General features: G+C 64.9%; 24 protein-coding genes. 16 read left to right on the top strand and 8 right to left on the bottom strand.

Annotated features, from left to right (window positions below; translation table 11 throughout):
- Nucleotides 1–6: 6 nt before the first annotated feature.
- From frr to rpsB, 4 genes are all read right to left on the bottom strand, one after another.
- Nucleotides 7–564, bottom strand: coding sequence for a ribosome recycling factor (gene frr / locus IB275_RS08045; RefSeq protein WP_045210004.1), 558 nt, complete (start codon nucleotides 562–564; stop codon nucleotides 7–9).
- Between the two features lies 1 nt (nucleotide 565).
- Complete coding sequence (pyrH, locus tag IB275_RS08040; RefSeq protein WP_017521181.1) at nucleotides 566–1,303, bottom strand: UMP kinase; 738 nt, start codon at nucleotides 1,301–1,303, stop codon at nucleotides 566–568.
- A 206-nt stretch (nucleotides 1,304–1,509) separates the two neighbouring features.
- Nucleotides 1,510–2,379, bottom strand: a complete 870-nt coding sequence (gene tsf, locus IB275_RS08035; RefSeq protein WP_017521180.1) for a translation elongation factor Ts — start codon at nucleotides 2,377–2,379, stop codon at nucleotides 1,510–1,512.
- Nucleotides 2,380–2,504: 125 nt separating this feature from the next.
- Nucleotides 2,505–3,245, bottom strand: a complete 741-nt coding sequence (gene rpsB / locus IB275_RS08030) for a 30S ribosomal protein S2 (protein ID WP_045210003.1) — start codon at nucleotides 3,243–3,245, stop codon at nucleotides 2,505–2,507.
- 319 nt (nucleotides 3,246–3,564) lie between these two features.
- Between rpsB and map the strand changes: the two genes are divergently transcribed.
- From map to dapC, 3 genes are all read left to right on the top strand, one after another.
- Nucleotides 3,565–4,347 carry a type I methionyl aminopeptidase gene (gene map / locus IB275_RS08025; protein WP_081517886.1) on the top strand — a complete coding sequence of 261 codons (783 nt, stop codon included), beginning with the start codon at nucleotides 3,565–3,567 and terminating at the stop codon, nucleotides 4,345–4,347.
- Between the two features lie 143 nt (nucleotides 4,348–4,490).
- On the top strand, nucleotides 4,491–7,190 hold the full coding sequence (locus IB275_RS08020; RefSeq protein WP_192210123.1) for a [protein-PII] uridylyltransferase: 2,700 nt from the start codon (nucleotides 4,491–4,493) through the stop codon (nucleotides 7,188–7,190).
- Between the two features lie 39 nt (nucleotides 7,191–7,229).
- Nucleotides 7,230–8,426: a succinyldiaminopimelate transaminase gene (gene dapC / locus IB275_RS08015; RefSeq protein ID WP_081517884.1), complete on the top strand. Its 1,197-nt coding sequence runs from the start codon at nucleotides 7,230–7,232 to the stop codon at nucleotides 8,424–8,426.
- Nucleotides 8,427–8,498: 72 nt separating this feature from the next.
- On the opposite strand, the gene IB275_RS08010 is transcribed toward dapC, so the two are convergent.
- Nucleotides 8,499–10,163, bottom strand: coding sequence for a Na+/H+ antiporter (locus IB275_RS08010; RefSeq protein ID WP_192289355.1), 1,665 nt, complete (start codon nucleotides 10,161–10,163; stop codon nucleotides 8,499–8,501).
- 214 nt (nucleotides 10,164–10,377) lie between these two features.
- On the opposite strand from IB275_RS08010, the gene IB275_RS08005 reads away from it, so the two are divergent.
- The 5 genes from IB275_RS08005 to IB275_RS07985 all read left to right on the top strand — a co-directional run bounded on the left by IB275_RS08005 (nucleotide 10,378) and on the right by IB275_RS07985 (nucleotide 14,105).
- The gene (locus tag IB275_RS08005) at nucleotides 10,378–10,686 is read left to right on the top strand and encodes a Spx/MgsR family RNA polymerase-binding regulatory protein (protein WP_494514439.1); all 309 of its coding nucleotides are present in this window, start codon (nucleotides 10,378–10,380) and stop codon (nucleotides 10,684–10,686) included.
- Nucleotides 10,687–10,697: 11 nt separating this feature from the next.
- On the top strand, nucleotides 10,698–11,324 hold the full coding sequence (locus tag IB275_RS08000; RefSeq protein WP_192289359.1) for a LysE family translocator: 627 nt from the start codon (nucleotides 10,698–10,700) through the stop codon (nucleotides 11,322–11,324).
- Between the two features lie 42 nt (nucleotides 11,325–11,366).
- Nucleotides 11,367–12,401 carry a 2,3,4,5-tetrahydropyridine-2,6-dicarboxylate N-succinyltransferase gene (gene dapD, locus IB275_RS07995; RefSeq protein WP_081517880.1) on the top strand — a complete coding sequence of 345 codons (1,035 nt, stop codon included), beginning with the start codon at nucleotides 11,367–11,369 and terminating at the stop codon, nucleotides 12,399–12,401.
- A gap of 94 nt (nucleotides 12,402–12,495) precedes the next feature.
- The gene (locus tag IB275_RS07990; protein ID WP_192289361.1) at nucleotides 12,496–13,701 is read left to right on the top strand and encodes an aminotransferase class V-fold PLP-dependent enzyme; all 1,206 of its coding nucleotides are present in this window, start codon (nucleotides 12,496–12,498) and stop codon (nucleotides 13,699–13,701) included.
- On the top strand, nucleotides 13,698–14,105 hold the full coding sequence (locus tag IB275_RS07985; RefSeq protein WP_192289363.1) for a SufE family protein: 408 nt from the start codon (nucleotides 13,698–13,700) through the stop codon (nucleotides 14,103–14,105). The genes IB275_RS07990 and IB275_RS07985 overlap by 4 nt, the downstream gene beginning before the upstream one ends.
- A gap of 93 nt (nucleotides 14,106–14,198) precedes the next feature.
- On the opposite strand, the gene tcdA is transcribed toward IB275_RS07985, so the two are convergent.
- Nucleotides 14,199–15,005, bottom strand: coding sequence for a tRNA cyclic N6-threonylcarbamoyladenosine(37) synthase TcdA (gene tcdA / locus IB275_RS07980; RefSeq protein ID WP_192289365.1), 807 nt, complete (start codon nucleotides 15,003–15,005; stop codon nucleotides 14,199–14,201).
- A gap of 301 nt (nucleotides 15,006–15,306) precedes the next feature.
- Here tcdA and IB275_RS07975 point away from each other — a divergent pair, with 301 nt between their 5' ends.
- From IB275_RS07975 to IB275_RS07955, 5 genes are all read left to right on the top strand, one after another.
- Complete coding sequence (locus tag IB275_RS07975) at nucleotides 15,307–17,907, top strand: glycosyltransferase (RefSeq protein ID WP_192289367.1); 2,601 nt, start codon at nucleotides 15,307–15,309, stop codon at nucleotides 17,905–17,907.
- An 83-nt stretch (nucleotides 17,908–17,990) separates the two neighbouring features.
- Complete coding sequence (gene dapE, locus IB275_RS07970) at nucleotides 17,991–19,148, top strand: succinyl-diaminopimelate desuccinylase (RefSeq protein WP_192289369.1); 1,158 nt, start codon at nucleotides 17,991–17,993, stop codon at nucleotides 19,146–19,148.
- Nucleotides 19,145–19,339: a hypothetical protein gene (locus tag IB275_RS07965; protein ID WP_081517874.1), complete on the top strand. Its 195-nt coding sequence runs from the start codon at nucleotides 19,145–19,147 to the stop codon at nucleotides 19,337–19,339. Before dapE ends, IB275_RS07965 begins: the two co-directional genes overlap by 4 nt.
- Nucleotides 19,333–20,142: a putative RNA methyltransferase gene (locus tag IB275_RS07960; protein ID WP_192289371.1), complete on the top strand. Its 810-nt coding sequence runs from the start codon at nucleotides 19,333–19,335 to the stop codon at nucleotides 20,140–20,142. The genes IB275_RS07965 and IB275_RS07960 overlap by 7 nt, the downstream gene beginning before the upstream one ends.
- A 10-nt stretch (nucleotides 20,143–20,152) precedes the next feature.
- On the top strand, nucleotides 20,153–20,524 hold the full coding sequence (locus tag IB275_RS07955; protein WP_192289373.1) for a hypothetical protein: 372 nt from the start codon (nucleotides 20,153–20,155) through the stop codon (nucleotides 20,522–20,524).
- A 66-nt stretch (nucleotides 20,525–20,590) separates the two neighbouring features.
- Here IB275_RS07955 and IB275_RS07950 read toward each other — a convergent pair whose 3' ends face one another.
- Together IB275_RS07950 and IB275_RS07945 are read right to left on the bottom strand one after the other, a co-directional pair.
- Nucleotides 20,591–20,800: a cold-shock protein gene (locus IB275_RS07950; protein ID WP_045209986.1), complete on the bottom strand. Its 210-nt coding sequence runs from the start codon at nucleotides 20,798–20,800 to the stop codon at nucleotides 20,591–20,593.
- A gap of 556 nt (nucleotides 20,801–21,356) precedes the next feature.
- Nucleotides 21,357–21,827: a YMGG-like glycine zipper-containing protein gene (locus IB275_RS07945; protein WP_192289375.1), complete on the bottom strand. Its 471-nt coding sequence runs from the start codon at nucleotides 21,825–21,827 to the stop codon at nucleotides 21,357–21,359.
- Between the two features lie 169 nt (nucleotides 21,828–21,996).
- On the opposite strand from IB275_RS07945, the gene plsB reads away from it, so the two are divergent.
- The 3 genes from plsB (at nucleotide 21,997) to IB275_RS07930 (ending at nucleotide 26,248) form a co-directional block, all read left to right on the top strand.
- Entirely contained in the window at nucleotides 21,997–24,507 is a 2,511-nt protein-coding gene (gene plsB, locus IB275_RS07940) for a glycerol-3-phosphate 1-O-acyltransferase PlsB (protein ID WP_192289377.1), read from the top strand.
- 92 nt (nucleotides 24,508–24,599) lie between these two features.
- On the top strand, nucleotides 24,600–25,046 hold the full coding sequence (locus IB275_RS07935) for a low molecular weight protein-tyrosine-phosphatase (protein WP_192289379.1): 447 nt from the start codon (nucleotides 24,600–24,602) through the stop codon (nucleotides 25,044–25,046).
- 149 nt (nucleotides 25,047–25,195) lie between these two features.
- The gene (locus IB275_RS07930; RefSeq protein ID WP_192289381.1) at nucleotides 25,196–26,248 is read left to right on the top strand and encodes a glycosyltransferase family 4 protein; all 1,053 of its coding nucleotides are present in this window, start codon (nucleotides 25,196–25,198) and stop codon (nucleotides 26,246–26,248) included.
- Nucleotides 26,249–26,430: the final 182 nt, after the last annotated feature.

The following is a 26,430-nucleotide window of genomic DNA, read 5'->3' as shown; positions in this document are numbered from 1 at the left end:
CGGCCGTCAAACGGCCATCAGGTCCGCTTCCTTGGCCTCGAGGGCCTTTTCGATCTCGGCAACGAACTTGTCGGTGATCTTCTGCACATCGTCACCAGCGCGACGCTCTTCGTCTTCGCTGATTTCCTTCTCTTTCTGCAGATCCTTCAGCTGAGCCAGCGCGTCACGACGGATGTTGCGCACGGAAACGCGGGCCTGCTCGGCTTCGGCGCGAGCCTGCTTGGTGAAGCCCTTGCGGGTTTCCTCGGTCAGGGCCGGCATCGGTACGCGAATGGTGGTACCGGCGGTCGCCGGGTTCAGGCCCAGGTCAGAGGTCATGATGGCCTTCTCGACCGCCTGGATCATGGACTTGTCGAAGACGCTCAGGGCCAGGGTACGGGAATCTTCCACGGTAACGTTGGCCACCTGGCGCAGCGGCGTGTCGGAACCGTAGTAGGACACCATCACGCTATCCAGGATGCTCGGGTGCGCACGGCCGGTACGAATCTTGGCGAAGGCATGGCCCAGGGCTTCCAGGGTTTTGCCCATACGATCCTGTGCTTCCTTCTTGATCTCGTTGATCATCTCAATCCTCCTCGATCAGGGTGCCTTCAGCACCACCTACAACAATATTCAGCAGCGCGCCGGGCTTGTTCATGTTGAACACGCGCAGCGGCATTTTCTGGTCCCGGCACAGGCAGATGGCGGTGAGGTCCATCACACCCAGCTTGCGATCGAGCACTTCATCGTACGTCAGACGTTCGAATTTCTCGGCATTCGGGTCCTTGAACGGGTCGGCAGTGTACACGCCGTCCACCTTGGTCGCCTTGAGTACTACGTCAGCATCTATTTCGATGGCGCGCAGGCAGGCGGCGGAATCGGTAGTGAAGAACGGGTTGCCGGTACCAGCGGAGAAGATCACCACTTCACCACTCTTCAGGTGGCGCATGGCCTTGCGGCGGTCGTAGTGATCGGTCACGCCGACCATGGAGATGGCGGACATGACGATGGCGGTGATGTTGGAGCGCTCCAGGGCATCACGCATGGCCAGGCCGTTCATCACGGTGGCGAGCATGCCCATGTGGTCGCCGGTGACGCGATCCATGCCGGCCGCGGACAGCGCCGCGCCACGGAACAGGTTGCCGCCACCAATCACCAGGCCGACCTGCACGCCGATACCGACGAGCTGGCCGATCTCCAGCGCCATGCGGTCCAGCACCTTGGGATCGATGCCGAACTCCTCGGAGCCCATCAGGGCTTCGCCGCTCAGTTTTAGAAGAATGCGTTTATAGCGAGGTTGACGAGCGCTCAGCTGCTGAGCCATGACCTTTTTCTCCTGCGGCGATTGAATGCTGTGCGCCTTGTGGGCGCTTGGCGGAAAGCTTGGACCAGCCAGCCTTACGGCGCCTTTAAACCCGCCTTGCGAGCCTGCGCCGTGGAAACCGCCCCTTTTGGTTTCCCCAGTTTGGCAAAGAGGCCGCGCGCGTTAGCGGGCAGCCTCTTGCGGGGCGACAGTCGTGAGACTGTCTATTACTGCTTGGAAGCGGCTACTTGAGCAGCAACCTCGGCAGCAAAGTCGGCTTCGACTTTCTCGATGCCTTCGCCTACTTCGAAGCGAACGAAGGAAACGATTTCAGCGCCGGCTTTCTTGGCCAGGTCACCGACCTTGACTTCCGGATCCTTGACGAACGCTTGCTCGACCAGGCTGGCTTCGGCCAGGAACTTCGAGATACGGCCTTTGACCATATTCTCGACGATGTTTTCCGGCTTGCCAGCGATCTTGTCGGCGTTCAGAGCGAGGAAGATTTCCTTCTCTTTGGCAACAGCTTCTTCGGAAACCTGCGACGGATCGAGGAACTGCGGGTTGCTGGCAGCGACGTGCATGGCGATGTCGCGAGCCAGTTCAGCGTTGCCGCCCTTCAGGGTGACCAGAACGCCGATGCGATGGCCGTGCAGGTAGGCGCCAACCACTTCACCTTCGGTGCGAGCCAGGCGACGGATGTTGACGTTCTCACCGCACTTGGCAACCAGGGCTTCACGGGCCGGCTCTTGTTCCGCGATCAGCGGAGCAGCATCGGTCAGCTTCTGGGCAACAGCCTTGTCCAGGCTGGCAGCGACGAAGTTCTTGAAGTCGTCCTGCAGGGCCAGGAAGTCGGTCTGCGAGTTGACTTCGATGATGGTGGCCGATTTGCCGTCGTCAGCCACTTTGGCGGCGATGGCGCCTTCGGCGGCGATGTTGCCAGCCTTCTTGGCAGCCTTGATGGCGCCGGAAGCGCGCATGTCGTCGATGGCCTTCTCGATATCGCCTTCGGCGGCTACCAGTGCCTTCTTGCACTCCATCATGCCCTGGCCGGTACGCTCACGCAGTTCCTTGACCAGTGCTGCAGTAATTTCTGCCATTTCGAAATCCTCTTGAGTTGTTCTCAAAACCAGATCGCCCGGATACCCGGGCGGAATTCTCAGGGTGGCAAAAAGGGGGCCTAGCCCCCTTCCTGCTCACCGTAGGACGTCTGGACGTCCTGGAATCAGCCTTCGGCGGATTCGGCCGGTGCTTCTTCGACGAACTCGTCAGCAGTCACGCCGCCGGCATTCTTGCCGCGCAGGACGGCTTCAGCCATCGAGCCCAGGTACAGCTGCACGGCGCGGATGGCGTCGTCGTTACCCGGGATAACATAGTCAACGCCTTCCGGGCTGCTGTTGGTATCGACGATGCCGATAACCGGGATGCCCAGCTTGTTGGCTTCGGTGATAGCAATGCGCTCGTGGTCAACGTCGATCACGAACAGAGCGTCCGGCAGGCCGCCCATGTCCTTGATACCGCCCAGGCTGCGATCCAGTTTTTCCAGATCACGGGAGCGCATCAGAGCTTCTTTCTTGGTCAGTTTGGCGAAGGTGCCGTCCTGGGACTGCACTTCCAGCTCGCGCAGACGCTTGATCGACTGACGGATGGTCTTGTAGTTGGTGAGCATGCCGCCCAGCCAACGGTGGTCGACGTACGGCATGCCGCAACGGGCGGCTTCTTCGCGAACGATCTTGCCGGCGGAACGCTTGGTGCCGACGAACAGGATCTTGTTCTTGCCCTGGGCCAGGCGCTCAACGAAGGTCAGGGCCTCGTTGAACATCGGCAGGGTTTTTTCGAGGTTGATGATGTGGATCTTGTTACGCGCGCCGAAAATGAACTTGCCCATCTTCGGGTTCCAGTAACGGGTCTGGTGGCCGAAGTGCACACCGGCCTTCAGCATATCGCGCATATTGACTTGGGACATGATAGTTCCTCGATAAGTCGGGTTAGGCCTCCATGCACCCCAACGGCCAACCCTCCGACTGTGTCGAAAGGCACCCAGGCCATCGTGTCGATGCATGTGTGGGTTAATGCCCCGAAATGGCCGTAGCCTTCAGAGCGGGGCGCTTTATACCACAACCTCGGCCAGAACAAAACCCGGCAAGGACGCCCGGCACCTCTCCCGCCGCCTCGGCCGACCAGCCCCGCTAGCCACCCGCCCTTAATAGAAAGGCGCCAAATCTGATAGACTTGCGTATTCCTCTCATTTACCCGCGCGTACGCAGCGCCTGAAGAGAAGTCGCATGACCGTCACCATCAAGACGCCCGAAGACATCGAGAAAATGCGCGTCGCCGGCCGTCTGGCCGCCGAAGTGCTGGAAATGATCGGCGAACACGTCAAGCCCGGCGTCACCACCGACGAACTGGACCGCATCTGCCACGACTACATCGTCAACGTGCAGAAGGCCATTCCCGCGCCGCTGAACTACAAGGGCTTCCCCAAGTCCATCTGCACCTCGATCAACCATGTGGTGTGCCACGGCATCCCCAATGAGAAGCCGCTCAAGGAAGGTGACATCGTCAACATCGACGTCACCGTGATCAAGGACGGCTACCACGGCGACACCAGCAAGATGTTCTCCGTGGGCAAGACCCCGGAATGGGCCGACCGCCTGTGCCAGATCACCCAGGAATGCATGTACAAGGGCATCGACGTGGTCAAGCCGGGCGCTCGCCTGGGCGACATCGGCGAAGTGATCCAGAAGTACGCCGAGAAGAACGGTTTCTCCGTGGTGCGTGAGTACTGCGGCCACGGCATCGGCCAGGTGTTCCACGAAGAGCCTCAGGTGCTGCATTACGGCCGCGCCGGCACCGGCCTGGAGCTCAAGGAAGGCATGATCTTCACCATCGAGCCGATGATCAACCAGGGCCGCCCGGAAACCCGTTTGCTGGGCGACGGCTGGACCGCCATCACCAAGGACCGCAAGCTGTCCGCACAGTGGGAGCACACCGTGCTGGTCACCGCCGACGGCTACGAGATCCTGACCCTGCGTAACGACGAAAGCTTCCCGCGCACCTCGGCCTGAGGCGCGGTTTGCAATCTCGCCGACGGCTGGGTAGAACATAGAAATCCCGGCCCGGCACAGCCATCGGGCCTGGCGCCATGCGCACAGGCCCGGTTGCCCTCTTGCCCCTGCCCTCCCCTAAGCCATTGATCAGGAAGGCCGCCATGCCGCAGGTGGATCCCGAGTTGTTCGACCGTGGGCAGTTCCAGGCGGAACTGGCTCTCAAATCCAGCCCCATAGCCGCCTTCAAGAAGGCCATTCGTCAGGCCAACGAGGTGCTCGACGCCCGTTTCAACGGCGGCCGCGACATCCGCCGTCTGATCGAGGACCGCGCCTGGTTCGTCGACCAGATCCTGCAGCAGGCCTGGAATCGCTTCGACTGGGGCGACGACGCCGACATCGCGCTGGTCGCCGTGGGCGGCTACGGGCGCGGCGAGCTGCACCCGCACTCGGACATCGACCTGCTGGTCCTGCTCGACAGCGAGGACCAGGAAAGCTTCCGCGAGCCCATCGAGGGCTTCCTCACCCTGCTCTGGGACATCGGCCTGGAAGTCGGCCAGAGCGTGCGCTCGGTGGCCGAGTGCGCCGAGGAAGCGCGCGCCGACCTGACGGTGGTCACCAACCTGATGGAATGCCGGACCATCTCCGGCCCGGACAGCCTGCGCCTGCGCATGCTCGAAGCCACCAGCACGAAACAGATGTGGCCCAGCGGGCAGTTCTACCTGGCCAAGCGCAAGGAACAGATTCACCGCCACACCAAATACAACGACACCGAATACAACCTCGAACCCAACGTGAAGGGTTCGCCCGGCGGTCTGCGCGACATCCAGACACTGCTCTGGGTCGCCCGCCGCCACTTCGGCAGCCTCAACCTGCATGCCCTGGTCCGCGAAGGCTTCCTGGTGGAAAGCGAATGTGCGGTGCTGGCCTCCAGCCAGGAATTCCTCTGGAAGGTCCGCTACGCCCTGCACATGCTTGCCGGCCGCGCCGAAGACCGGCTGCTGTTCGACCATCAGCGGCGCATCGCCGGGATGCTCGGCTATGAAGGCAACGACGCCAAGCTGGCCGTCGAGCGCTTCATGCAGAAGTACTACCGCGTGGTGATGGCCGTTTCCGAGCTGAACGACCTGATCACCCAGCACTTCGAGGAAGTGATCCTGCGCGCCGGCGAGAACGGCCAGATCCAGTCGCTCAACAGCCGTTTCCAGCTGCGCGACGGCTACCTCGAAGTCACCCACGCCAACGTCTTCAAGCGCACCCCGTTCGCTCTGCTGGAAATCTTCGTGCTGCTGGCCCAGCACCCGGAGATCAAGGGCGTGCGCGCCGACACCATTCGCCTGCTGCGCGACAGCCGTCACCTGATCGACGACGACTTCCGCCACGACATCCGCAACACCAGCCTGTTCATCGAGCTGTTCAAGTGTCAGGAAGGCATCCACCGCAACCTGCGGCGAATGAACCGCTACGGCATTCTTGGCCGCTACCTGCCGGAATTCGGCCTGATCGTCGGGCAGATGCAGCACGACCTGTTCCACATCTATACGGTCGACGCGCACACCCTCAACCTGATCAAGCACCTGCGCAAGCTGCGCCGCCCGGACATGGCGGAAAAGTACCCGCTGGCCAGCAAGATCATGGAGCGCCTGCCCAAGCCCGAGCTGATCTACATCGCCGGCCTCTACCACGACATCGCCAAGGGCCGCGGCGGCGATCACTCGGAACTGGGCGCAGTGGACGCCGAGCACTTCTGCCAGCGCCACCAGCTGCCGCCGTGGGACACCAACCTGGTGTCCTGGCTGGTGCAGAACCACCTGATCATGTCCACCACGGCCCAGCGCAAGGACCTGTCCGATCCACAGGTGATCTACGACTTCGCCCAGCTGATGGGCAACCAGACCTACCTGGACTACCTCTACGTGCTCACCGTGGCCGACATCAATGCCACCAACCCGACCCTTTGGAACTCCTGGCGCGCCAGCCTGCTGCGCCAGCTCTACACCGAGACCAAGCGCGCGCTGCGTCGCGGCCTGGAGAACCCGGTGGACCGCGAGGAGCAGATTCGCCAGACACAGAGCGCGGCCATCGACATCCTGGTGCGCAGCGGCATCGACCAGGACGACGCCGAGCAGCTCTGGAGCCAGCTGGGCGACGACTACTTCCTGCGCCACAGCGCCGCCGACGTCGCCTGGCACACCGAAGCCATCCTCCAGCACCCGGACGACGGCACCCCGCTGGTGCTGATCAAGGAAACCGCCCAGCGCGAATTCGAGGGCGGCACGCAGATCTTCATCTATGCCGGCGACCAGCACGACTTCTTCGCCGTGACCGTGGCCGCGATGGACCAGCTCAACCTGAACATTCAGGACGCGCGGATCATCACGTCCACCAGCCTGTTCACCCTCGACACCTACATAGTGCTCGATGCCGATGGCGGCTCGATCGGCAATAATCCCAGCCGGGTCGAGGAAATTCGTGAAGGTCTTGTCAACGCCCTGAAGGACCCGGACGAGTACCCGACCATCATCCAGCGCCGCGTGCCGCGCCAGCTCAAGCACTTTGCCTTCAACCCGCAGGTGACCATCTCCACCGACGCGGCCCGCCAGGTCAGCGTGCTGGAAGTCACTGCGCCGGATCGCCCCGGCCTGCTGGCGCGTATCGGCGGATTGTTCCTGGACTTCGACCTGTCGGTACAGAACGCCAAGATCGCCACCCTGGGCGAGCGCGTGGAGGACGTGTTCTTCGTCACCGATGCGCACAACCAGCCGCTCTCCGACCCGGAGCTGTGCAAGCGCATCCAGACAGCCCTGGTGGACATCCTCTCGGATGGCGGCCAGCCGAGCATGCCGGTCCGTATCAGCATCTAGCCCGCTATTCAGTCAGAATCAGAAAGAAAGAGCCTTGCCATGAACCCTGCCCTCGACTCGCTCCAGCCCTACCCCTTCGAGAAGCTCCGCGCCCTGCTGGCCGGCGCCCAGCCGCCGGCTGAGCTGAAGCCCATCGCGCTGTCCATCGGCGAACCCAAGCACCGCTCGCCGGACTTCGTCGCCAAGGCCCTGGCCGACAGCCTCGACCAATTGGCCGTCTACCCGACCACCCTGGGCATCCCCGCCCTGCGCGAAGCCATCGCCGCCTGGTGCGAGCGCCGCTTCAAGGTGCCGGCCGGCTGGCTGGACGCCGCGCGCCACGTGCTGCCAGTGAACGGCACCCGTGAAGCGCTGTTCGCCTTCACCCAGACCGTGGTGGACCGCAACGCCAAGGGCCTGGTGATCAGCCCGAACCCGTTCTACCAGATCTACGAAGGCGCAGCCCTGCTGGCCGGCGCGGAGCCGCACTACCTGCCCTGCCTGGAAGACAACGGCTTCAACCCGGACTTCGACGCCGTCCCGGCGGACGTCTGGGCGCGCTGCGAGATCCTCTTCCTCTGCTCGCCGGGCAACCCCACCGGCGCGCTGGTTCCGCTGGAAACCCTGAAGAAGCTGATCGCCCTGGCCGACGAGCACGATTTCGTGATCGCCGCCGACGAGTGCTACAGCGAACTGTACTTCGACGAACAGAACCCGCCGGCCGGCCTGCTGACCGCCTGCGCCGAACTGGGCCGCTCGGATTTTGCGCGCTGCGTGGTGTTCCACAGCCTGTCCAAGCGCTCCAACCTGCCGGGTCTGCGTTCGGGCTTCGTCGCTGGCGACGCCGAAGTGCTGAAGAAATTCCTCCTGTATCGCACCTACCACGGCTGCGCCATGCCGGTTCAGACCCAGCTGGCCAGCGTCGCGGCCTGGAACGACGAAGACCACGTGCGCGCCAACCGCGACCTGTACCGCGAGAAGTTCGACGCAGTACTGGACATCCTCGGCGGCGTGCTCGACGTGCAGCGCCCGGACGGCAGTTTCTACTTGTGGGCGAAAACCCCGGTGGCCGACACCGAGTTCTGCCGCGGCCTGTTCGACCAGCAGCACGTCACCGTGGTGCCGGGCTCCTACCTGTCCCGCGAAGTGAACGGCGAGAACCCTGGCGCCAACCGGGTGCGCATGGCGCTGGTGGCCCCGCTGGCCGAATGCGTGGAAGCGGCCGAGCGCATCAAGCAGTACGTGAAAAGCCTCTGACGCTGCACCGCCCCTTGTAGGAGCGGGCCATGCCTGCGATCGCGCCCACGGGGCGCTCCTACAGGGGAACCCCTACACCCACCGCCCCGCCTTGCTGGTCACCCAGGCCTCCTGGTTATCCAGCTCGCCCAGCACCTCGCGCATGGTCTCGTCATCGATCTCGTGCTCACGGCGCATCCGGTAAAGCTCCAGCCGCTGCGCGCGCAGTGCCTTGATGCGTAGCGCCTGGTCAGCCAGTTCCAGGGCGCGGGCGCGCTCGCGGGCTTCCTTGCTGTCCGGTGCCGGGTCCAGCTCGTGGCGATACTCGGCCATCAGCCTGGCCTTCATCTCCGCCAGCCGTGCTGTCTCGTCGGCATCGCCGCCACCCTCGCTGGCAGGCACCTCCTCGCTCTCCAGCATGTGAATGGCCGCTGCCGCGGTCTTGCGCCAGACCCCCTGCACCTCCAGCTCGCGCTGGTCGTTGCTGGCCGCCGGCAAGCCACGCAACAGGATCGGCAGGCCAATGGTGGCCGCAATCAGCGACACCAGGATCACCCCGGCAGCGATGAAGATGATCAGGTCACGCTGCGGGAAGGCCGAACCATCCAGCAACAGCAAAGGAACTGACAGCACACCAGCCAGGGTCACCGCCCCGCGCACTCCGCTCAACGCGGAGATCGCCGACAGTCGCAGCACCGGCTCACCCGGCTTGCCGCCCAGCTCGATGCCCCACCACTGCTCGAAGCGCACGGAAATCTTCCAGTAGCACCAGACCCAGCCAAAACGCAGCGCGAGCAGCACGGCGAATACCGCGAACACGTAGAAGGCCAGCAGCGACGAGCGCCACATCACGTCGTCGGCGTGATGCGCGACGGACTTGAGGATGTCCGGCAGTTGCAGGCCCAGCAGGAGGAACACCACGCCGTTGAAGGTGAACTCCAGCATCGACCAGACGCTGCGGTTGAGCAGGCGGGTGTTGGTCTGCCGGGGTAGCAGGTCGACCCAGCTCTGCATCATGCCCGCCGCCACCGCCGCGAGGATGCCGGAGACGCCCAACTCCTCGGCGATCATGTAGCAGGCGAAGGGCAAAAGCAGCATCAGCACCACGTGGGTGGCCGGGTCGTCCCAGCCGCGACGGATCATCCAGGCGCGGATGCGCCCCAGCAGCCAGCTGAGGAACACGCCGCTGGCGAGGCCGCCGATGGCTACCAGGAGGAAGTTCAGGCTGGCGTCCATCAGCGAGAAGGTGCCGGTCAGGGCCGCGGCGATGGCGAACTTGAACGCCACCAGGCCGGAAGCGTCGTTCATCAGCGCCTCGCCCTGCAGCACGTGCATCAGGCGCTTGGGCAGGCGGTTCTGGGCAATGGCCGAGACCGCCAGCGCATCGGTGGGCGACAGCACTGCCGCGAGGGCGAAGGCCGCGGCCCAGGGAATCTCCGGGATCAGCAGGTGGATGAACACGCCGCCGCCGACCACGGTGAACAGCACCAGGGCAAAGGCCAGGGTTAGGATCGGCCAGCGCATCTTCCAGAACTCGCCCTTGGGCATGCGCCAGCCATCGGCGAACAGCAGTGGCGGGATGAACAGGAACATGAACAGTTCCGGGTCCAGGCCGACATGCAGCCCCAGGCTCGGCCACGCCAGCATCGCGCCGGCGGCGATCTGGATCAGCGGCAACGGCAGCGGAATCAGCTGCGCCGCAAGCCGGGTCCCGCCCACGACCAGCAGCAGGATGAGTACGGTGTAAACGGTTTGCATCGACGAACTCCCAGCACAGCTCTCCATTGAAGCACCCGTAGCGCGGCGGATCAGCCCCGCATCGGGCAAAAAACTGTTGCAATCCACCGACCTCCCGGCGGCGTCCCGCAAGCGCTGCGGAAATGGCATAATCCCGCGCCTGAAAAAAAGCATCGAAAAGGAGTAGCGCCCCGTGAGTGAGCGGACGCTGTATGGAATCAAGGCTTGCGACACCATGAAGAAAGCCCGCGTATGGCTGGAAGAGCATGGCGTCGACTACGCCTTCCACGACTACAAGAGTAGCGGCATCGACCGCGAACACCTGCGCCAGTGGTGCAACGAGCATGGCTGGGAAACCGTCCTGAACCGCGCCGGCACCACCTTCCGCAAGCTGGAAGATGCGCAGAAGGCCGACCTCGACCAGGACAAGGCCATCGAACTGATGGTCGCGCAGCCGTCGATGATCAAGCGTCCGGTGCTGGACCTGGGTGACCGTACCCTGGTCGGCTTCAAGCCCGACGCCTACGCCGCCGCGCTGGCCTGAGCAGTACCACGATGAGCATCGCCTGGGCCCTGTTCCTCCCCGCCTGCTTCGCCCTGAATATGGCGCCGGGACCGAACAACCTGCTGTCGCTGAACAACGCCGCACGCTTCGGCCTGCTGCGCGCCACCGTCGCGGGCGGCGGCCGGCTGGTCGCCTTCGCCGGCATGCTGGCACTGGCCGCCTCCGGGCTGGCGCTGGTGCTGCAGGCCTCGGCGTGGCTGTTCCTGGCGATCAAGCTGGTGGGCGCCGGTTACCTGCTGTGGCTCGCCGTACAGCTGTGGCGCGCGCCGACGGCGAACCTGTCGGTGGATGGCACCCCAACTGCCGCAACCAGCCTCTGGCGCCTGGCTCGCCAGGAGTTCTGGGTGGCCGCCGGCAATCCCAAGGCCATTCTCATCTTCACCGCTTTCCTGCCGCAGTTCGTCGATCCGCGTCAGGCCGTGGGCGCGCAGTTCGCCCAACTCGGCGCAGCCTTCCTGCTTCTGGAATGGCTGGCCATCGCCCTTTACGGGCTCGCCGGGGTCCGCCTCGGCAAGCTGCTCGCCGGCGCACGCGCCCGGCGCCTGTTCAACCGTGGTTGTGCCGCGCTGCTGGGCAGCGCCGGGCTGGGCCTGCTGCTCAGCCGCCGTCCGGCCTGACCGAATTCGCTATTCGAGAATCTCTTTCAAGGAATCCCCCACATGTCGAAATCCCTGTTCAGCATCGCCTTCGGTGTCGGCACCCAGAACCGCCAGGGCAACTGGCTGGAAGTCTTCTACGCGCAGCCGCTGCTCAACCCCAGCGCCGAACTGGTCGCTGCCATCGCCCCGCTGCTGGCCTATGAAGGCGGCAACCAGGCGATCGCCTTCACCGCTCACCAGGCCTACCAGCTGGCCGACGCCGTCGAGACCGTCGACGCCGCCCAGGCAGCCCTGCTGAACCGCCTGGCCGAGAGCCAGAAGCCGCTGGTCGCCACCCTGCTGGCCGAAGACGCCGCCCCCAGCTCCACCCCGGAGGCGTACCTGAAGCTGCACCTGCTGTCGCACCGTCTGGTCAAGCCCCATGGCCTGAACCTGACCGGCATCTTCCCGCTGCTGCCCAACGTCGCCTGGACCAACCAGGGCGCCGTCGACCTGGCCGAACTGGCTGAGCTGCAACTGGAAGCGCGCCTGAAGGGCAAGCTGCTGGAAGTCTTCTCCGTCGACAAATTCCCGAAGATGACCGACTACGTGGTCCCGGCCGGCGTGCGCATCGCCGACACCGCCCGTGTACGCCTGGGCGCCTACGTCGGTGAAGGCACCACCGTGATGCACGAAGGCTTCGTCAACTTCAACGGCGGCACCGAAGGCCCGGGCATGATCGAAGGCCGTGTCTCCGCGGGCGTGTTCGTCGGCAAGGGTTCGGACCTGGGCGGCGGCTGCTCCACCATGGGCACCCTGTCCGGCGGCGGCAACATCGTCATCAGCGTCGGCGAAGGCTGCCTGATCGGCGCCAACGCCGGTATCGGCATTCCGCTGGGCGACCGCAACATCGTCGAGGCGGGCCTGTACGTCACCGCCGGCACCAAGATCGCCGTGCTGGACGACCAGAACAACCTGGTGAAAGTGGTCAAGGGCCGCGACCTGGCCGGTCAGGCCGACCTGCTGTTCCGCCGCAACTCCCAGACCGGCGCAGTCGAGTGCAAGACCAACAAGACTGCCATCGAGCTGAACGAGGCGCTGCACGCGCACAACTAAGCTGGGCGCCCCGCTCCCGCGGGGTACGCACTAAGCTTTGAGAAGCGGGGGCTGCGGCCCCCGTTTTCCATTCTCCACAACCGGCCGCACGCCCATGTCCATTCCCTCGCCCTGGCGCACCGACTTCCCGGCCCTCGCCGCTTTCGAGGCCGAAGGCCAGACCTACCTCGACAGCGCCGCCACCGCGCAGAAGCCGCGCGCCATGATCGACGCCCTCGCCGGCTACTACGCCAGCGGCGCCGCCAACGTGCACCGCGCCCAGCACCTGCCCGGCGAGCGCGCCACCCGAGCCTTCGAAGCGGCCCGTAACCTGGCCGCCCACTGGCTCAATGGCGGCAGCCCGGCGCAGATCATCTTCACCCGCGGCGCCACCGAAGCGCTGAACCTGCTGGCCTACGGCCTGGAAGGTCAGTTCCAGGCGGGCGACGAGATCGCCGTAAGCGCGCTGGAGCACCACGCCAACCTGTTGCCCTGGCAGCAACTGGCGCAGCGCCGCAGCCTGAAGCTGGTGGTGCTGCCGCTGGACACCAACGGTCGTATCGACCTGAACCGCGCCGCCAGCCTGATCGGCCCGCGCACCCGCCTGCTCGCCGTCAGCCAGCTGTCCAACGTGCTCGGCACCTGGCAGCCGCTGCCGGAACTGCTGCGGATGGCCCGTCGGCATGGCGCCCTGAGCGTGGTCGATGGCGCCCAGGGCGTGGTCCACGGCCGACACAACCTGTCGGCGCTGGGTTGCGACTTCTACGTCTGCTCCAGCCACAAGCTCTATGGCCCGGAAGGCCTCGGGCTTCTCTGGGGCCGCCCGGAAGCGCTGGAGCGCCTGGCGCACTGGCAGTTCGGCGGCGAGATGGTGCGTGTGGCGGACTACTTCGACGCACAGTTCCATAGCGCGCCCATGGGCTTCGAGGCCGGCACCCCGCCCATTGGCCCGGTGATCGCGCTGGGTGCCACGCTGGAATGGCTGGCCAGCCTGGACAGCGCCGAAGTCAGCGCCCACGAGGACTTCCTCCATGCCCGCCTGCTGGCCGGCCTGCGCGCCCGTGACGGTGTGCGCGTGCTGGGCGAGCCGGAAGTGGCGCTGGTCAGCTTCGTGGTCGAGGGCGTGCACGTCTCCGACCTCGGCCACCTGCTCACCGAGCAGGGCATCGCCGTGCGCGCCGGGCACCACTGCGCCATGCCGTTGATGAAGACCCTGGACGTCGCGGGCGCCCTGCGCGTTTCCCTCGGCCTGTACAACGACGGTGCGGATATCGAGCGCTTCTTCGGCGCGCTGGACAGCGCCCTGGAACTGCTGCGATGAGCCTCCCCATCGCTGCCGCCGAGGCGCTGGAGGCCTTCACCGCCCTGCAGGGCTGGGAACAACGCGCCCGCCTGCTGATGCAGTGGGGCGAACGCCTGGAGCCGCTGGGCGAAGCCGAACTGGGCGACGAGCAGCGCGTGCAGGGCTGCGAAAGCAACGTCTGGCTGGTGGCGGATCGTCGTGACGAGCGCTGGCACTTCCGCGCCTACAGCGATGCGCGCCTGCTGCGCGGGCTGCTGGCGTTGCTGCTGGTGCGGGTGGAAGGCTTGCCGGTGGACGAGCTGTCCACCATTGATCTGCCGGGCTGGTTCGAACAACTGGGGCTGGGCCGGCAACTGTCGCCGTCGCGCAGCAACGGCCTGAACGCAGTCCTGAAGAAGATGCGGGATTTGATCTCTGCCTGAGGCAGTTGCCTATGCGCAGGAGCGGACTTCGTCTGCGATAGGTCCGCATCGCGCCGGAGACCATCGCGAACAAATCCGCTCCTACAAATGCCGTCAGCTTGCGGTGCGTTCCGAAGGCCGCCGCGCCCCGGCAACGATCTTGTCCACAGCCCGCGCCGCCGCGACCATCCCGAAGGTCGCGGTGACCATCATCACCGCGCCGAAACCACCGGCGCAGTCGAGTTTCACCCCCTCGCCGACAAAGCTCTTGGACTGGCATACGGTGCCGTCCGGCTTGGGATAGCGCAGCTGCTCGGTGGAGAACACGCACTGCACGCTGTAATGCCGGCCCGGCGTACGGGAGAAGTTGTAGTCGCGACGCAGCGTGGAGCGCACCTTGGCCGCCAGCGGGTCGTTGAAGGTCTTGTTCAGGTCGGCGACCTGGATCTGCGTCGGATCCACCTGCCCACCCGCACCGCCGGTAGTGATGATCTGCAGCTTGCGGCGCTTGCACCAGGCGATCAGCGCGGCCTTGGCGGCGACGCTGTCGATGCAGTCGATCACGCAGTCCAGCTCGGGGGTGATGTAGTCCGCCATGGTTTCGCGGGTGACGAAATCGGCTACGGCGTGCACGACGATGCCCGGATTGATCGCCTTCAGGCGCTCAGCCATGACCTCGACCTTGGGCTTGCCCACGGCGCCCTGGATGGCATGCACCTGACGGTTGGTGTTGGTGACGCAGACGTCGTCCAGGTCGAACAGCGAGATCTCACCCACGCCGCTGCGCGCCAGAGCCTCGGCCGCCCATGAGCCTACGCCGCCGATCCCGACCACCGCCACATGGCTGGCCGCCAGCCGCTCCAGGCCCTCACGGCCGTAGAGCCGCGCGATTCCGCCGAAACGCTGTTCATCCAGTTGCATCGCCCACACCTCATCTCGAAACGGCCGGCATTCTATAACGACCGGGCCCCTGTAACGACCGCGCCCCTTTAACAATCGGTCTGGGCCCGCCTGCAACAAAGCCCGATTGCCGCAGTCTCAGTCACGCGCCTGCCACACATTCTAAACTGTCGGGAAATGCCCACGAACGCCTACGCGGCGGACGGCGCCGGCAACCTGTACAGCCCCCGGAGTGCGGGGTAGGATGCGCCCCGACCGGGCTATCCCGTACAGCGACTGCCCCGGCCCCTCCCCGTTCCACCCTTTGGAACCCGATCGCACCATGCCTGCACGCAAGTTCGGCCTCAACCTGGTGGTGTTCGTTGCCCTCGCGGCACTCTTCACCGGCTTCTGGGCCCTCTATAACCGCCCCGTCAGCGTTCCCGACTGGCCGGAAAGCATTTCCGGATTCTCCTTCTCGCCCTTCCGCCTGAATCAGAATCCGCAGAAGAACCAGTTCCCCAGCGACGACGAGATCCGCTCGGACCTGGAGCTGGTTTCCAAGAGCACCGACAACATCCGCACCTACTCGGTGAAGGGTTCGCTGGCCGATATCCCGCGCCTGGCCGAGGAGCTGGGCATGCGCGTCAGCCTCGGCATCTGGATCGGCCCGGACGAAGCCGAGAACGAAGCCGAGATCGAGCGCGGCATCGAGATCGCCAACAACTCGCGCAGCGTGGTGCGGGTGATAGTCGGCAACGAAGCGCTGTTCCGCCGCGAGGTCACGGTCGAGCAACTGACAGCCTACCTGGACCGCGTGCGCAAGGCGGTGAAGGTGCCAGTGACCACCGCCGAGCAGTGGCACATCTACGAGAAATACCCGGAGATGGCCAAGCACGTCGACCTGATCGCCGCCCACGTGCTGCCCTACTGGGAATACACAGCGATGAACGATGCCATACCGTTCGTCCTCGAGCGCGCCAAGGAACTGCGCGCCAAGTTCCCGCGCAAGCCGCTGCTGCTGGCCGAAGTCGGCTGGCCGAGCAACGGCCGCATGCGCGGCGGCGCCGACGCCACCCAGGCAGACCAGGCCATCTACCTGCGCACGCTGACCAATGCGCTGAACAAGCGCGGCTACAACTACTTCGTCGTCGAGGCCTTCGACCAACCGTGGAAAGTCGGTGACGAAGGCTCGGTAGGCGCCTACTGGGGCGTCTACAACGCCCAGCGCCAACCGAAGTTCAACTTCGACGGGCCGGTAGTGAACATCCCGCAGTGGCGCGCCCTGGCGGTCGCCTCGGTGGTGATGGCGCTGCTCGCCCTGACCCTGCTGATGATCGATGGCAGTGCCCTGCGCCAACGCGGGCGGACCTTCCTCACCGTGGTCGCCTTCGCCGGCGGCTCGGTGCTGGTGTGGATCGCCTACGACTACAGCCAGCAGTACAGCACCTGGTTCAGCATGACCGTCGGCGGCCTGCTGGGCATCGGCGCGCTGGGCGTGTTCATCGTCCTGCTCACCGAGGCCCACGAACTCGCCGAGACCGTCTGGGTACGCAAGCGCCGCCGGCCGTTCGACCCGGTCCTCACCGATACCGGCTACCGGCCCAAGGTCTCGGTGCACGTGCCCTGCTACAACGAACCACCGGAGATGATGAAGAAGACCCTGGATGCGCTGTCCAGGCTCGACTATCCGGACTTCGAAGTCCTGATCATCGACAACAACACCAAGGACCCGGCGGTCTGGGAACCGGTGCGCGATTACTGCGAAGTCCTCGGCCCACGCTTCCGCTTCTTCCACGTCGCGCCGCTGGCCGGCTTCAAGGGCGGCGCGCTGAACTACATCCTGCCGCACACTGCGCCGGACGTCGAAGTCGTGGCGGTGATCGACGCCGACTACTGCGTCGAGCCGAACTGGCTCAAGCAGATGGTGCCGCACTTCAGCGATCCGAAGATCGCCGTGGTGCAGTCCCCGCAGGACTACCACGACGGCGAGGAAAACGTCTTCAAGAAGCTCTGCTACGCCGAGTACAAGGGCTTCTTCCACATCGGCATGGTCACCCGCAACGACCGCGACGCGATCATCCAGCACGGCACCATGACCATGATCCGGCGGACCGTGATGGACGAGCTGAAATGGGCCGACTGGACCATCTGCGAGGACGCCGAACTGGGCCTGCGGGTGTTCGAGAAGGGCTATTCGGCCGCCTACTCGCACCAGAGCTTCGGCAAGGGCGTGATGCCCGACACCTTCATCGACTACAAGAAGCAGCGCTTCCGCTGGGCCTACGGCGCCATCCAGATCATGAAGGGCCACGCCCGCGCGCTGTTCCAGGGCAAGGACAGCAAGCTCACCCTCGGCCAGCGCTACCACTTCATCGCCGGCTGGCTGCCGTGGATCGCCGATGGCATGAACATCTTCTTCACCGTCGGCGCGCTGCTCTGGTCCTCGGCGATGATCATCGTGCCCAAGCGGGTCGACCCGCCGCTGCTGATTTTCGCCATCCCGCCGCTGGCGCTGTTCTTCTTCAAGTTCGGCAAGATCATGTTCCTCTACCGCCGCGCGGTGGGCGTCGACCTGTTGCGCTCGTTCCAGGCGGCGGTGGCCGGTCTTGCGCTGTCCCACACTATCGCCAAGGCGGTGCTCTACGGGACGTTCACCAAGACCATCCCGTTCTTCCGCACGCCGAAGATGGCCTCCAACCACGGCCTGCTGGTCGCACTGGCCGAAGCCCGTGAGGAGGTCTTCATCATGCTGCTGCTGTGGGGCGCGGCGCTGGGCATTGTGCTGGTGCAGGGCGTGCCGAGCCGCGACATGATGTTCTGGGTGGCCATGCTGCTGGTGCAGTCGCTGCCCTACCTCGCCGCTCTGGTGATGGCGCTGCTGTCTGCCGCGCCCAAGGCCCAGGAAGCACCGGTAGCCAGCCCGGCGACACCGGCGGCCTGACCGCCCATCCGTAACCAAGAACGCCGGCCATGCGCCGGCGTTTTTGCTTTAAGATGGGCGCCTTTTTCCGTTCCACCCCCAGGATGCCCTCAATGCCCCTCTCGCCGACACTGGCCCTCGCCTGCGAGCTGATTCGCCGTCCCTCCGTCACACCGGTCGATGCCGACTGCCAGCAGATGATGATGCAGCGCCTGGATGCCTGCGGCTTCGCCCTGGAGCCCATGCGCATCGAAGAGGTGGATAACTTCTGGGCCCTGCGCCAGGGTCGCGACGGCGCCAACGGCCCCGTGCTGTGCTTCGCCGGCCACACCGACGTAGTCCCCACCGGCCCCGAGCAGGCCTGGCAGCACCAGCCGTTCGACGCCCTGATCGACGCCGACGGCATGCTCTGCGGCCGTGGTGCGGCCGACATGAAAGGCAGCCTGGCGTCGATGATCATCGCCACCGAGCGCTTCGTCGCCGACCACCCAGACCACCGCGGCAGCATCGCCTACCTGATCACCAGCGACGAGGAAGGCCCGGCCCATCACGGCACCAAGGCCGTGGTCGAGCGCCTTAAGGCCCGTAACGAGCGGCTGGACTGGTGCATCGTCGGCGAACCGTCGAGCACCACCCTGGTCGGTGACATCGTCAAGAACGGCCGTCGCGGCTCCCTCGGCGCCACCCTCAGCGTGCGCGGCAAGCAGGGCCACGTGGCCTACCCGCACCTGGCGAAGAACCCGATCCACCTCGCCGCCCCGGCCCTCGCCGAGCTGGCCGCCGAGCACTGGGACAACGGAAACGACTACTTCCCGCCGACCAGCTTCCAGATCTCCAACATCAATGGCGGCACCGGCGCGACCAACGTGATCCCCGGCGAGCTGAAGGTGATCTTCAACTTCCGCTTCTCCACCGAATCCACCGTCGAAGGCCTGCAGCAACGCGTCGCGACGATCCTCGACAAGCACGGCCTGGACTGGCACATCGACTGGGCGCTGTCCGGCCTGCCGTTCCTCACCCAGCCGGGTGAGCTGCTCGATGGCGTGGCGGCGGCGATCCGCGCGGTCACCGGCCGCGAGACCACGCCGTCGACCTCCGGCGGCACCTCCGATGGCCGCTTCATTGCCACCATGGGGACCCAGGTGGTCGAGCTCGGCCCGGTGAACGCCACCATCCACCAGGTGGACGAACGCGTGCTGGCCAGCGACCTCGATGTACTGACCGAAATCTATTACCAGACCCTGGTGCGACTGCTGGCATGAGTGGACCGAACAAAGGCTTCTGCCTGGGCGCCGTACAGCCCGACACCCCACCGCCCGCGCCAGCCGCCGAGCGTCGTTATTCCCTGCGCGTGTACCAGATCGCCCAGCGCCGCCGTTCCCTGCCCACCGTGCTGCGTAATGACTTGCCGCAGCCGCTGGTGCCGCCGCCGCAAGGGAAGAAAGGATGCTGATCTGCCCGCTGTGCCGCGAGGCGCTGACCGAGGTCGACAACGGTGTCGCCTGCTCCGCTGGCCATCGCTTCGACCGAGCCCGCCAGGGTTACCTGAACCTGCTGCCGGTGCAGCACAAGAAGAGCCTCGATCCAGGCGACAACGCCGCCATGGTCGAGGCGCGCCGGCACTTCCTCGGTGCCGGCCACTATGCCCCGCTGGCCAGACGCCTGGCAGAGCTGGCCGCTGAGCGCGCTCCGGGGCGCTGGCTGGATATCGGTTGCGGCGAGGGTTACTACACCGCCCAGCTGGGTGAAGCCCTGTCGCAGGCCGACGGCTATGCGCTGGATATCTCCCGCGAGGCTGTCAAACGCGCCTGCAAGCGCGCTCCGCAGCTGACCTGGATGGTCGCCAGCATGGCCCGCGTACCGCTGGCCGATGCTTCCTGCCAACTGCTGGCCAGCGTGTTCAGTCCGATTGACTGGAAGGAAGCCGCTCGCCTGCTCACTCCCGGCGGAGGCGTGCTGCGCCTGGGCCCAGCGCGCGATCACCTGCTGGAACTGCGCCAGCGCCTGTACGACGAAGTTCGCGAGTACGTCGAGGACAAGCACCTCGCCGACCTGCCCGACGAGCTGGAACTGGCGCACAGCGAACAACTGAGCTTCAAGCTGCCGCTGCACACCCGCGAAGCCCGCGAGCACCTGCTGGCGATGACGCCCCACGGCTGGCGGGTCAACCCCGAGCGGCGCGAGCGCATCCTTGCCGAGCCCTTCGAGGTGACGGTCGCGGTACGCTACGATTGGCTGGAACGCCAAGAACCCTGACGAGGACGCCATGCGCCAACCGGATATCGAGATCTACATCAAGGATGCCGACCAGGCCGCCGTCGGCGCCTGGCTGGAGAAGGCCCTTGGCCCCTGCTCCGAATGGCGCGCCCAGGGCGAGACCCTCAAGTGCACCGCCGGCAGCATTCCCGCCACCTGGCTGCCCAAGGCCGTGGGCAAGTGGAACAGCCTGTTCCTGGACAGCGACAAGACCCCATGGGATGACGATGTCGCCTGCGCTCGCGATGCCTGCGCCGCTCTGGAAGTGGAGGTGCGCTGCGCACCGGGCAGCTGGAGCGAGGATCAGGGCGAGGAAGACGCCGACCGCTGGCTGAAAGTGACCGCCGCGGGCGTCGAAGAGATTACCTGGCGCACGGGCTGAAACCGCCGCTGGCAGAGTGTGAAAATCAAAGGCCCGTCCATTGGACGGGCCTTTGATTTCGGGGGCTCAGACCTTCGACACGTCTTCTGCCTGGAGGCCTTTCTGACCCTGGATCACCGAGAACTCCACTTTCTGGCCTTCGACCAGGGAGCGGTGACCATCGCCACGAATGGCACGGTAGTGAACGAAAACGTCCGGACCGCTATCGCGTTGAATGAATCCATAACCTTTGGCGTCATTGAACCACTTGACGGTTCCGACCTCACGATCAGCCATTACCACACTCTCCAACTTGCCTATTATTTTTGGATGGCCCCCGGGAATGAGGACTTCGGCAGTCGCCGGCTGAACGCTTTCCTTATCATCCGACCCGCGCCGAAAGGCACGTAGGAAGGTAATTCGAATAACGCCCAAGGGCGACAGCGCTCCCGAGTATATAAATCAAAAGTTACAGCTGAAAAGCACTTTTTCATCAGCTTCCCGAGCCTATGACCAATCAGGCCAAAGTGCCATTTTTCGGGGCCTGCAGAGCCATTTTGGTGCTCGTTACCCTGCGTAACGAAAGTGTTTCGAACGTGGACCCTTTCGCACTTTGGCGCATTTACGGCGGGTAGTTTCGTTCCCGTTGATGCATTTTCAACGATCTCCGGAAAAGTCTTTCAGACGCAGTCGGAGTGCGCCCTGCAGTTTCTGCCGCGGCAATATGCCCAATCATTTATCTGCTGAATTGGCAGTCCGCCAATCCATTGCACCTGATGAATAACGGCCATGGAATACTCCCCTGGCCGCACTCATGTGCCGTCAGTCGTGCACCATCACAGGACTCGCACGCTCAGGGGCTGACCTGATAGCCCCGCCCCTGCAGACAACCGCTGTAGGCGCTGGCACTGGCAGTGTTCTGCGCCTCACTCTGGGTGCGGCGATCCTCCCGGCGGTCCTGGCGCTGGCGCGAAGCGCCCACGACGGCACCCGCCGCAGCCACGTCGCCAGCGCGGTTCTGCCGGTACTGCTGCTTGGCATCGTCACTGGCGCGATCGTAAACCTCATCATGCCGCTGCCCACGCACTTCCGCCGCCACGGCGCCGGCCGCCGCTCCCCTTGCTGCGCCGCGAACCCGGCCGCCGACATTCGGGTCGGAACTGGTGGTGGCGCTGCTCGCCGCGTTGGCGGCGACGCTGTTGCACTCAGTCATGTCCTGCTGCATCTGCTGGCTGCTCTGGCCCTTGAGCGGGACAACGGTCTGGGCCGCGACGGGCAGCACAACCGACAAGGCGAGCAGGCATCCCCAGGTGAACGTACGCATCGCGGAACCTCCATAGAATGTCATCCCCTAAATGGCAGGATAGCCGCAGTCCACGGGGTGTCCGCCCGCGCCGACCAAGCGCTCGTGACTTTGCTGGCGGGGGCCTAATCCGGCAAACTAGCCGGCCTGAGCAATCGCTCGTTTTACCTACGCCAGCCATAGGGCCTGTATGCCTCGTTACCCGTTCCGCCGCTTCGGTTTTGGTGCACTGCGCCGCCTGCTGTACCTCTGGGTGCGCTCGGAAACCATCAACCAGTCGGCCTTCAGCCTGAAGATCGACCGCAGCAAACCGGTCCTCTACGTCCTGCAGCAGCCCTCGGTGACCGACCTTGCCGTGGTCGATACCGAGTGCCGCAAGGCCGGCCTGCCGCGTCCGGTGATGCCGGTGGCAGTGGGTGAATCCATCGAGCCGGCGGCCTTCTTCTACCTGACGCCCGAGCCCGACTGGCTCGGCCGCCAGGACAAGCGCGGCGCGCCGCCAGCGCTGGTGCGCATGCTCGGCGCCATCGGCCAGAACGGCATCGACGACGCGCAGATCGTTCCGGTCAGCGTGTTCTGGGGCCAATCCCCGGACAGCGAGAAGAGCGCCTGGAAGCTGCTGTTCGCCGACAACTGGGCCGTCACCGGCCGCCTGCGCAAACTGGCACGTATCCTCATCCTCGGCCGCAAGACCCGCGTACAGTTCTCCGCGCCCATCCACCTGCGCGAGCTGGTAGAACAAAACAAGGGCCACGAGCGCACCCTGCGCATGGTCCAGCGCATCCTGCGCGTGCACTTCCGCAACCAGAAGACCGCAGTAATCGGCCCGGACCTCTCCCACCGCCGCACCCTGGTCAAGGGCCTGCTGCGCGCGCCGCTGGTGCGCCAGGCAATCCAGGAAGAATGCGAGACCCAGAAGATCTCCCAGGACAAGGCCGAGGCCGCCGCCCTGCGCTACGCCAACGAGATCGCCGCCGATGTTTCCTACCCGGTGATCCGCTTCCTTGAAGTGACCCTGACCTGGTTCTGGAACAAGCTCTACGAGGGCGTGAAGGTCAACCACATCGAGCGCGTGCAGGAAGTCGCCCAGGGCCACGAGATCGTCTACGTGCCCTGCCACCGCAGCCACATCGACTACCTGCTGCTGTCCTACCTGTTGTTCCGCAACGGCCTGACCCCGCCGCACATCGCCGCCGGCATCAACCTCAACATGCCGGTGGTGGGCTCGATCCTGCGTCGTGGCGGTGCCTTCTTCATGCGCCGCAGCTTCAAGGGCAACCAGTTGTACACCGCGGTGTTCAACGAATACCTGCACACGCTGTTCAGCCGCGGTTTCTCCACCGAGTACTTCGTCGAAGGCGGCCGCTCCCGCACCGGGCGCATGCTGCACCCGCGCACCGGGATGCTGGCGATCACCCTGCGCAGCTTCCTGCGCGACTCGCGCCGGCCCATCGTCTTCGTCCCCGTGTACATCGGCTACGAGCGCGTGCTCGAAGGCCGAACCTACCTGGGCGAACTGCGCGGCGCGACGAAGAAGAAGGAGTCTATCTTCGACATCTTCAAGGTCGTCGGCGCACTGAAGCAGCGCTTCGGCCAGGTCTGGGTGAACTTCGGCGAGCCGATCCACCTCGACGACTTCCTCGACCAGCAGCAGCCGGACTGGCGCCAGCAGGAACTGGGGCCGGAATACCGTCCGGCGTGGCTGTCGGAAACCACCAACCACCTGGCTCGCGACGTCGCCCGTCATCTCAACGACGCTGCGGCGATCAACCCGGTGAACCTGGTCGCCCTGGCGCTGCTCTCCACCACCCGCCTGGCCCTGGACGAAACCGCCCTGGCTCGGGTGATCGACCTCTACCTCGACCTGCTGCGCAAGGTGCCCTACTCGCCCAGCGCCACGCTGCCCGAGGGCGATGGCCACGAGCTGATCGAGTACGTAAAGAGCATGAACCTGCTCAGCGAGCAGAAGGACGCCCTCGGCCGTATCTGCTATCTCGACGAGCAGAACGCGGTGCTGATGACCTACTACCGCAACAACGTGCTGCACATCTTCGCCCTGCCGGCGCTGATCGCCAGCTTCTTCCAGAACAGCGGGCGGATCAGCCGCGAGCAGCTGCTGCGCTACACCCGCGCGCTGTACCCGTACCTGCAGGCGGAACTGTTCATCCGCTGGAGCCTGGATGAGCTGGACGCAGTGGTCGATCAGTGGCTGCAGGCCATGGTCGCCAGCGAACTGCTCAAGCAGGAGAACGACACTTTCATCCGACCGCCGCCCAGCTCGCGCCAGTACGTGCTGCTGACCCTGCTGGCCCGCGCCATCGCACAGACCCTGCAGCGCTTCTACATGTCCATCTCGCTGGTACTCAACGCCGGGCAGAAGCAGCTCACCGCCGAGGAACTGGAAAATCTCTGCACCGTGATGGCTCAGCGCCTGTCGGTCCTCCACGGCCTCAATGCCCCGGAGTTCTTCGACAAGAGCCTGTTCCGCCACTTCATCCAGACCCTGCTGGACGAAGGCGTGCTGCGCAAGGACGAACACGGCAAGCTGAGCTACCACGAGCTGCTCGGCGAACTGGCCGAAGGTGCCGCCAAGCGCGTGCTGCCGGCGGAGATCCGACTGTCCATCCGCCAGGTCGCCCTCGAGCGCCCGCCTCAGGAAGACAGCGCCCCAGCCGAGCCGCCAGCGGCCGGCCAGGGCTGATCCGCCCTCCCTGCCGGCGGCTTGACGCCCCTACACCGCGACCGTTAGATTTCTGACGATCTACCCTCGGTCGCGGTCAGGGACGCTCCTTCGTGTTCAACAGGATTCTGATCGTCTGCGTCGGCAACATCTGCCGCAGCCCCATCGCCGAACACCTGCTGCGCGAATCCCTGCAGGGCAGCGACATCGCCGTGGCCTCCGCCGGGCTCAGCGCGCTGGTCGGCCACTCCATCGACAACACCGCCCTCGCCATCCTTCGCCGCCACGGCCACCATCCCCAGCCGCATCGCGCCCGCCAGCTCACCGCCGAACTGGTCCACGAGGCCAACCTCGTCCTGGTGATGGAGCAATCGCAGATCCAGAGCGTTATCCGCTTGGCCCCCGAGGCTCGCGGCAAGACATTCCTGCTGGGCAAGTGGCAGACCGACCAGGAGATTCCGGACCCCTACCGCAAAGGCCCGGATGCCTTCGAGCGCGCGTACTCGCTGATCGAATCTGCGGTCGCTCCCTGGGGCGATCGACTGCGGATTCGCCGGTAATTTGACGACTCATTGCCGGCCCGACAAAAGCGTCAGAAAACCTTACAAAAACATGATGAAAAAGGCTACGCTCTAGCCCAGCAAGACCATATTCAGCTGTTTGGTCTCCCAGTTACGACAAGTAATTTTCCAGGGGCCTACATCGCTTTATGAAGATCCTGCACATCACCGAGTCTTTCGGTGGCGGCGTCACCTCGGCCATCAACTCCTACATCCTCAACTCCCAGCAGCATGAGCACTATCTGCTGGCCTCGGTGCGCAAGGGCGACACCACCGGAGAGGAAAGTCAGGGCCTGTTCAAGCACATGGAGCTGGTGCCCCGCCGTCTTTCCAGCCTCGCCCGGGTGAAACCGTACGTCGATCGTGTGCAGCCGGATGTCATCCATCTGCACAGCACCTATGCCGGTGCGCTGATCCGCGCCCTGCCCTTCATCCCCGCACAGAAGATCGTCTACACCCCCCACGGCTTTGCCTTCCTGCGCGGCGACCATCCAATGATGCTCAAGGCCTATCGGGCCATCGAATCGCTGCTGGCGAAGCGGACGGCGGTGATTGCAGGCTGCGGCCTGGACGAACAGCGCATCGCCGGGGAGCTGATCGAACCGACGCACACCCTGGGACTGGTGAATGTCTGCGACGACCTGCCGGAAGTGCCTGCCGTACGCAGCCTCACCAGCAAGCCCGTGATCGGCATGGTTGGGCGTATCAGCCGGCAGAAGGGCCATGAGTACTTCCGGGCGCTGGCGCAAAGCTGTGCAGACATTGCGCACTTCAAATGGATCGGTGGCGGGGATGCCCAGGCCATGACGGAGATGGTTCAAGCCGGTATCGAAGTGACCGGGTGGCGCACACGCGGCGAGGTCATCGCACATATGAAAGGGCTCGACCTGTACTTCCACACTGCTGCCTGGGATGGCTTCCCTATCTCGGTGCTCGAAGCGGCGAAGCTCGACCTCCCCATTGCACTCCGCCGCATCGGCCCCTTCGTCGCCGAAGGCCTGTCTACCGCCCAGGACCTGTCGGAGGCACAACGACAGGTCATTGCCTTCGCCAAAGGCGACCCGACCGCTCTGGCTGAGCTGGCGCGAAATAGCCAGAGCATTCAGCGCCTGCACTCTGGCGAACAGCTGCAGTCTTCGCTGGAACACCTCTACTCCCGCTTCACTCCGCAACATCCCGTCAATCAGCTCGCGGCCGGCTGAACGCGAGGCCTGCCCCTGGGGGTAGGCCAAGCCCCTCTGCCCGACGGAGGCTCCCTCCAGACCTTCTGCCTCTGGCAGGAGCATGCCTTTCCGTCGTTTCGTGCCTCTTCGCTGCGCCTTCCACCAGCAGAAATTGATCCCGCGGACAACAAACGGCAGCGGCATTGCGCCACCAGAATTGT

This window comes from Pseudomonas sp. PDM21, assembly GCF_014852505.2.
Lineage (GTDB): Bacteria > Pseudomonadota > Gammaproteobacteria > Pseudomonadales > Pseudomonadaceae > Pseudomonas.
This window is presented reverse-complemented; position numbering and strand designations above follow the sequence as displayed.

Excerpts from the sequence above, each read along its gene's own strand:
- IB275_RS07945 (WP_192289375.1), bottom strand. The coding sequence starts at position 21,827 with ATGCGTACGTTCACCTGGGGATGCCTGCTCGCCTTGTCGGTTGTGCTG.
- dapE (WP_192289369.1), top strand. The coding sequence starts at position 17,991 with ATGCCCTCAATGCCCCTCTCGCCGACACTGGCCCTCGCCTGCGAGCTG.
- IB275_RS07965 (WP_081517874.1), top strand. The coding sequence starts at position 19,145 with ATGAGTGGACCGAACAAAGGCTTCTGCCTGGGCGCCGTACAGCCCGAC.
- IB275_RS08020 (WP_192210123.1), top strand. The coding sequence starts at position 4,491 with ATGCCGCAGGTGGATCCCGAGTTGTTCGACCGTGGGCAGTTCCAGGCG.
- frr (WP_045210004.1), bottom strand. The coding sequence starts at position 564 with ATGATCAACGAGATCAAGAAGGAAGCACAGGATCGTATGGGCAAAACC.
- IB275_RS07955 (WP_192289373.1), top strand. The coding sequence starts at position 20,153 with ATGCGCCAACCGGATATCGAGATCTACATCAAGGATGCCGACCAGGCC.
- IB275_RS07985 (WP_192289363.1), top strand. The coding sequence starts at position 13,698 with ATGAGCCTCCCCATCGCTGCCGCCGAGGCGCTGGAGGCCTTCACCGCC.
- dapD (WP_081517880.1), top strand. The coding sequence starts at position 11,367 with ATGTCGAAATCCCTGTTCAGCATCGCCTTCGGTGTCGGCACCCAGAAC.
- IB275_RS07930 (WP_192289381.1), top strand. The coding sequence starts at position 25,196 with ATGAAGATCCTGCACATCACCGAGTCTTTCGGTGGCGGCGTCACCTCG.
- IB275_RS07975 (WP_192289367.1), top strand. The coding sequence starts at position 15,307 with ATGCCTGCACGCAAGTTCGGCCTCAACCTGGTGGTGTTCGTTGCCCTC.
- IB275_RS07990 (WP_192289361.1), top strand. The coding sequence starts at position 12,496 with ATGTCCATTCCCTCGCCCTGGCGCACCGACTTCCCGGCCCTCGCCGCT.
- IB275_RS07960 (WP_192289371.1), top strand. The coding sequence starts at position 19,333 with ATGCTGATCTGCCCGCTGTGCCGCGAGGCGCTGACCGAGGTCGACAAC.
- plsB (WP_192289377.1), top strand. The coding sequence starts at position 21,997 with ATGCCTCGTTACCCGTTCCGCCGCTTCGGTTTTGGTGCACTGCGCCGC.
- IB275_RS08010 (WP_192289355.1), bottom strand. The coding sequence starts at position 10,163 with ATGCAAACCGTTTACACCGTACTCATCCTGCTGCTGGTCGTGGGCGGG.
- IB275_RS07950 (WP_045209986.1), bottom strand. The coding sequence starts at position 20,800 with ATGGCTGATCGTGAGGTCGGAACCGTCAAGTGGTTCAATGACGCCAAA.
- map (WP_081517886.1), top strand. The coding sequence starts at position 3,565 with ATGACCGTCACCATCAAGACGCCCGAAGACATCGAGAAAATGCGCGTC.
- rpsB (WP_045210003.1), bottom strand. The coding sequence starts at position 3,245 with ATGTCCCAAGTCAATATGCGCGATATGCTGAAGGCCGGTGTGCACTTC.
- dapC (WP_081517884.1), top strand. The coding sequence starts at position 7,230 with ATGAACCCTGCCCTCGACTCGCTCCAGCCCTACCCCTTCGAGAAGCTC.
- pyrH (WP_017521181.1), bottom strand. The coding sequence starts at position 1,303 with ATGGCTCAGCAGCTGAGCGCTCGTCAACCTCGCTATAAACGCATTCTT.
- tcdA (WP_192289365.1), bottom strand. The coding sequence starts at position 15,005 with ATGCAACTGGATGAACAGCGTTTCGGCGGAATCGCGCGGCTCTACGGC.
- IB275_RS08000 (WP_192289359.1), top strand. The coding sequence starts at position 10,698 with ATGAGCATCGCCTGGGCCCTGTTCCTCCCCGCCTGCTTCGCCCTGAAT.
- tsf (WP_017521180.1), bottom strand. The coding sequence starts at position 2,379 with ATGGCAGAAATTACTGCAGCACTGGTCAAGGAACTGCGTGAGCGTACC.
- IB275_RS08005 (WP_494514439.1), top strand. The coding sequence starts at position 10,378 with ATGAAGAAAGCCCGCGTATGGCTGGAAGAGCATGGCGTCGACTACGCC.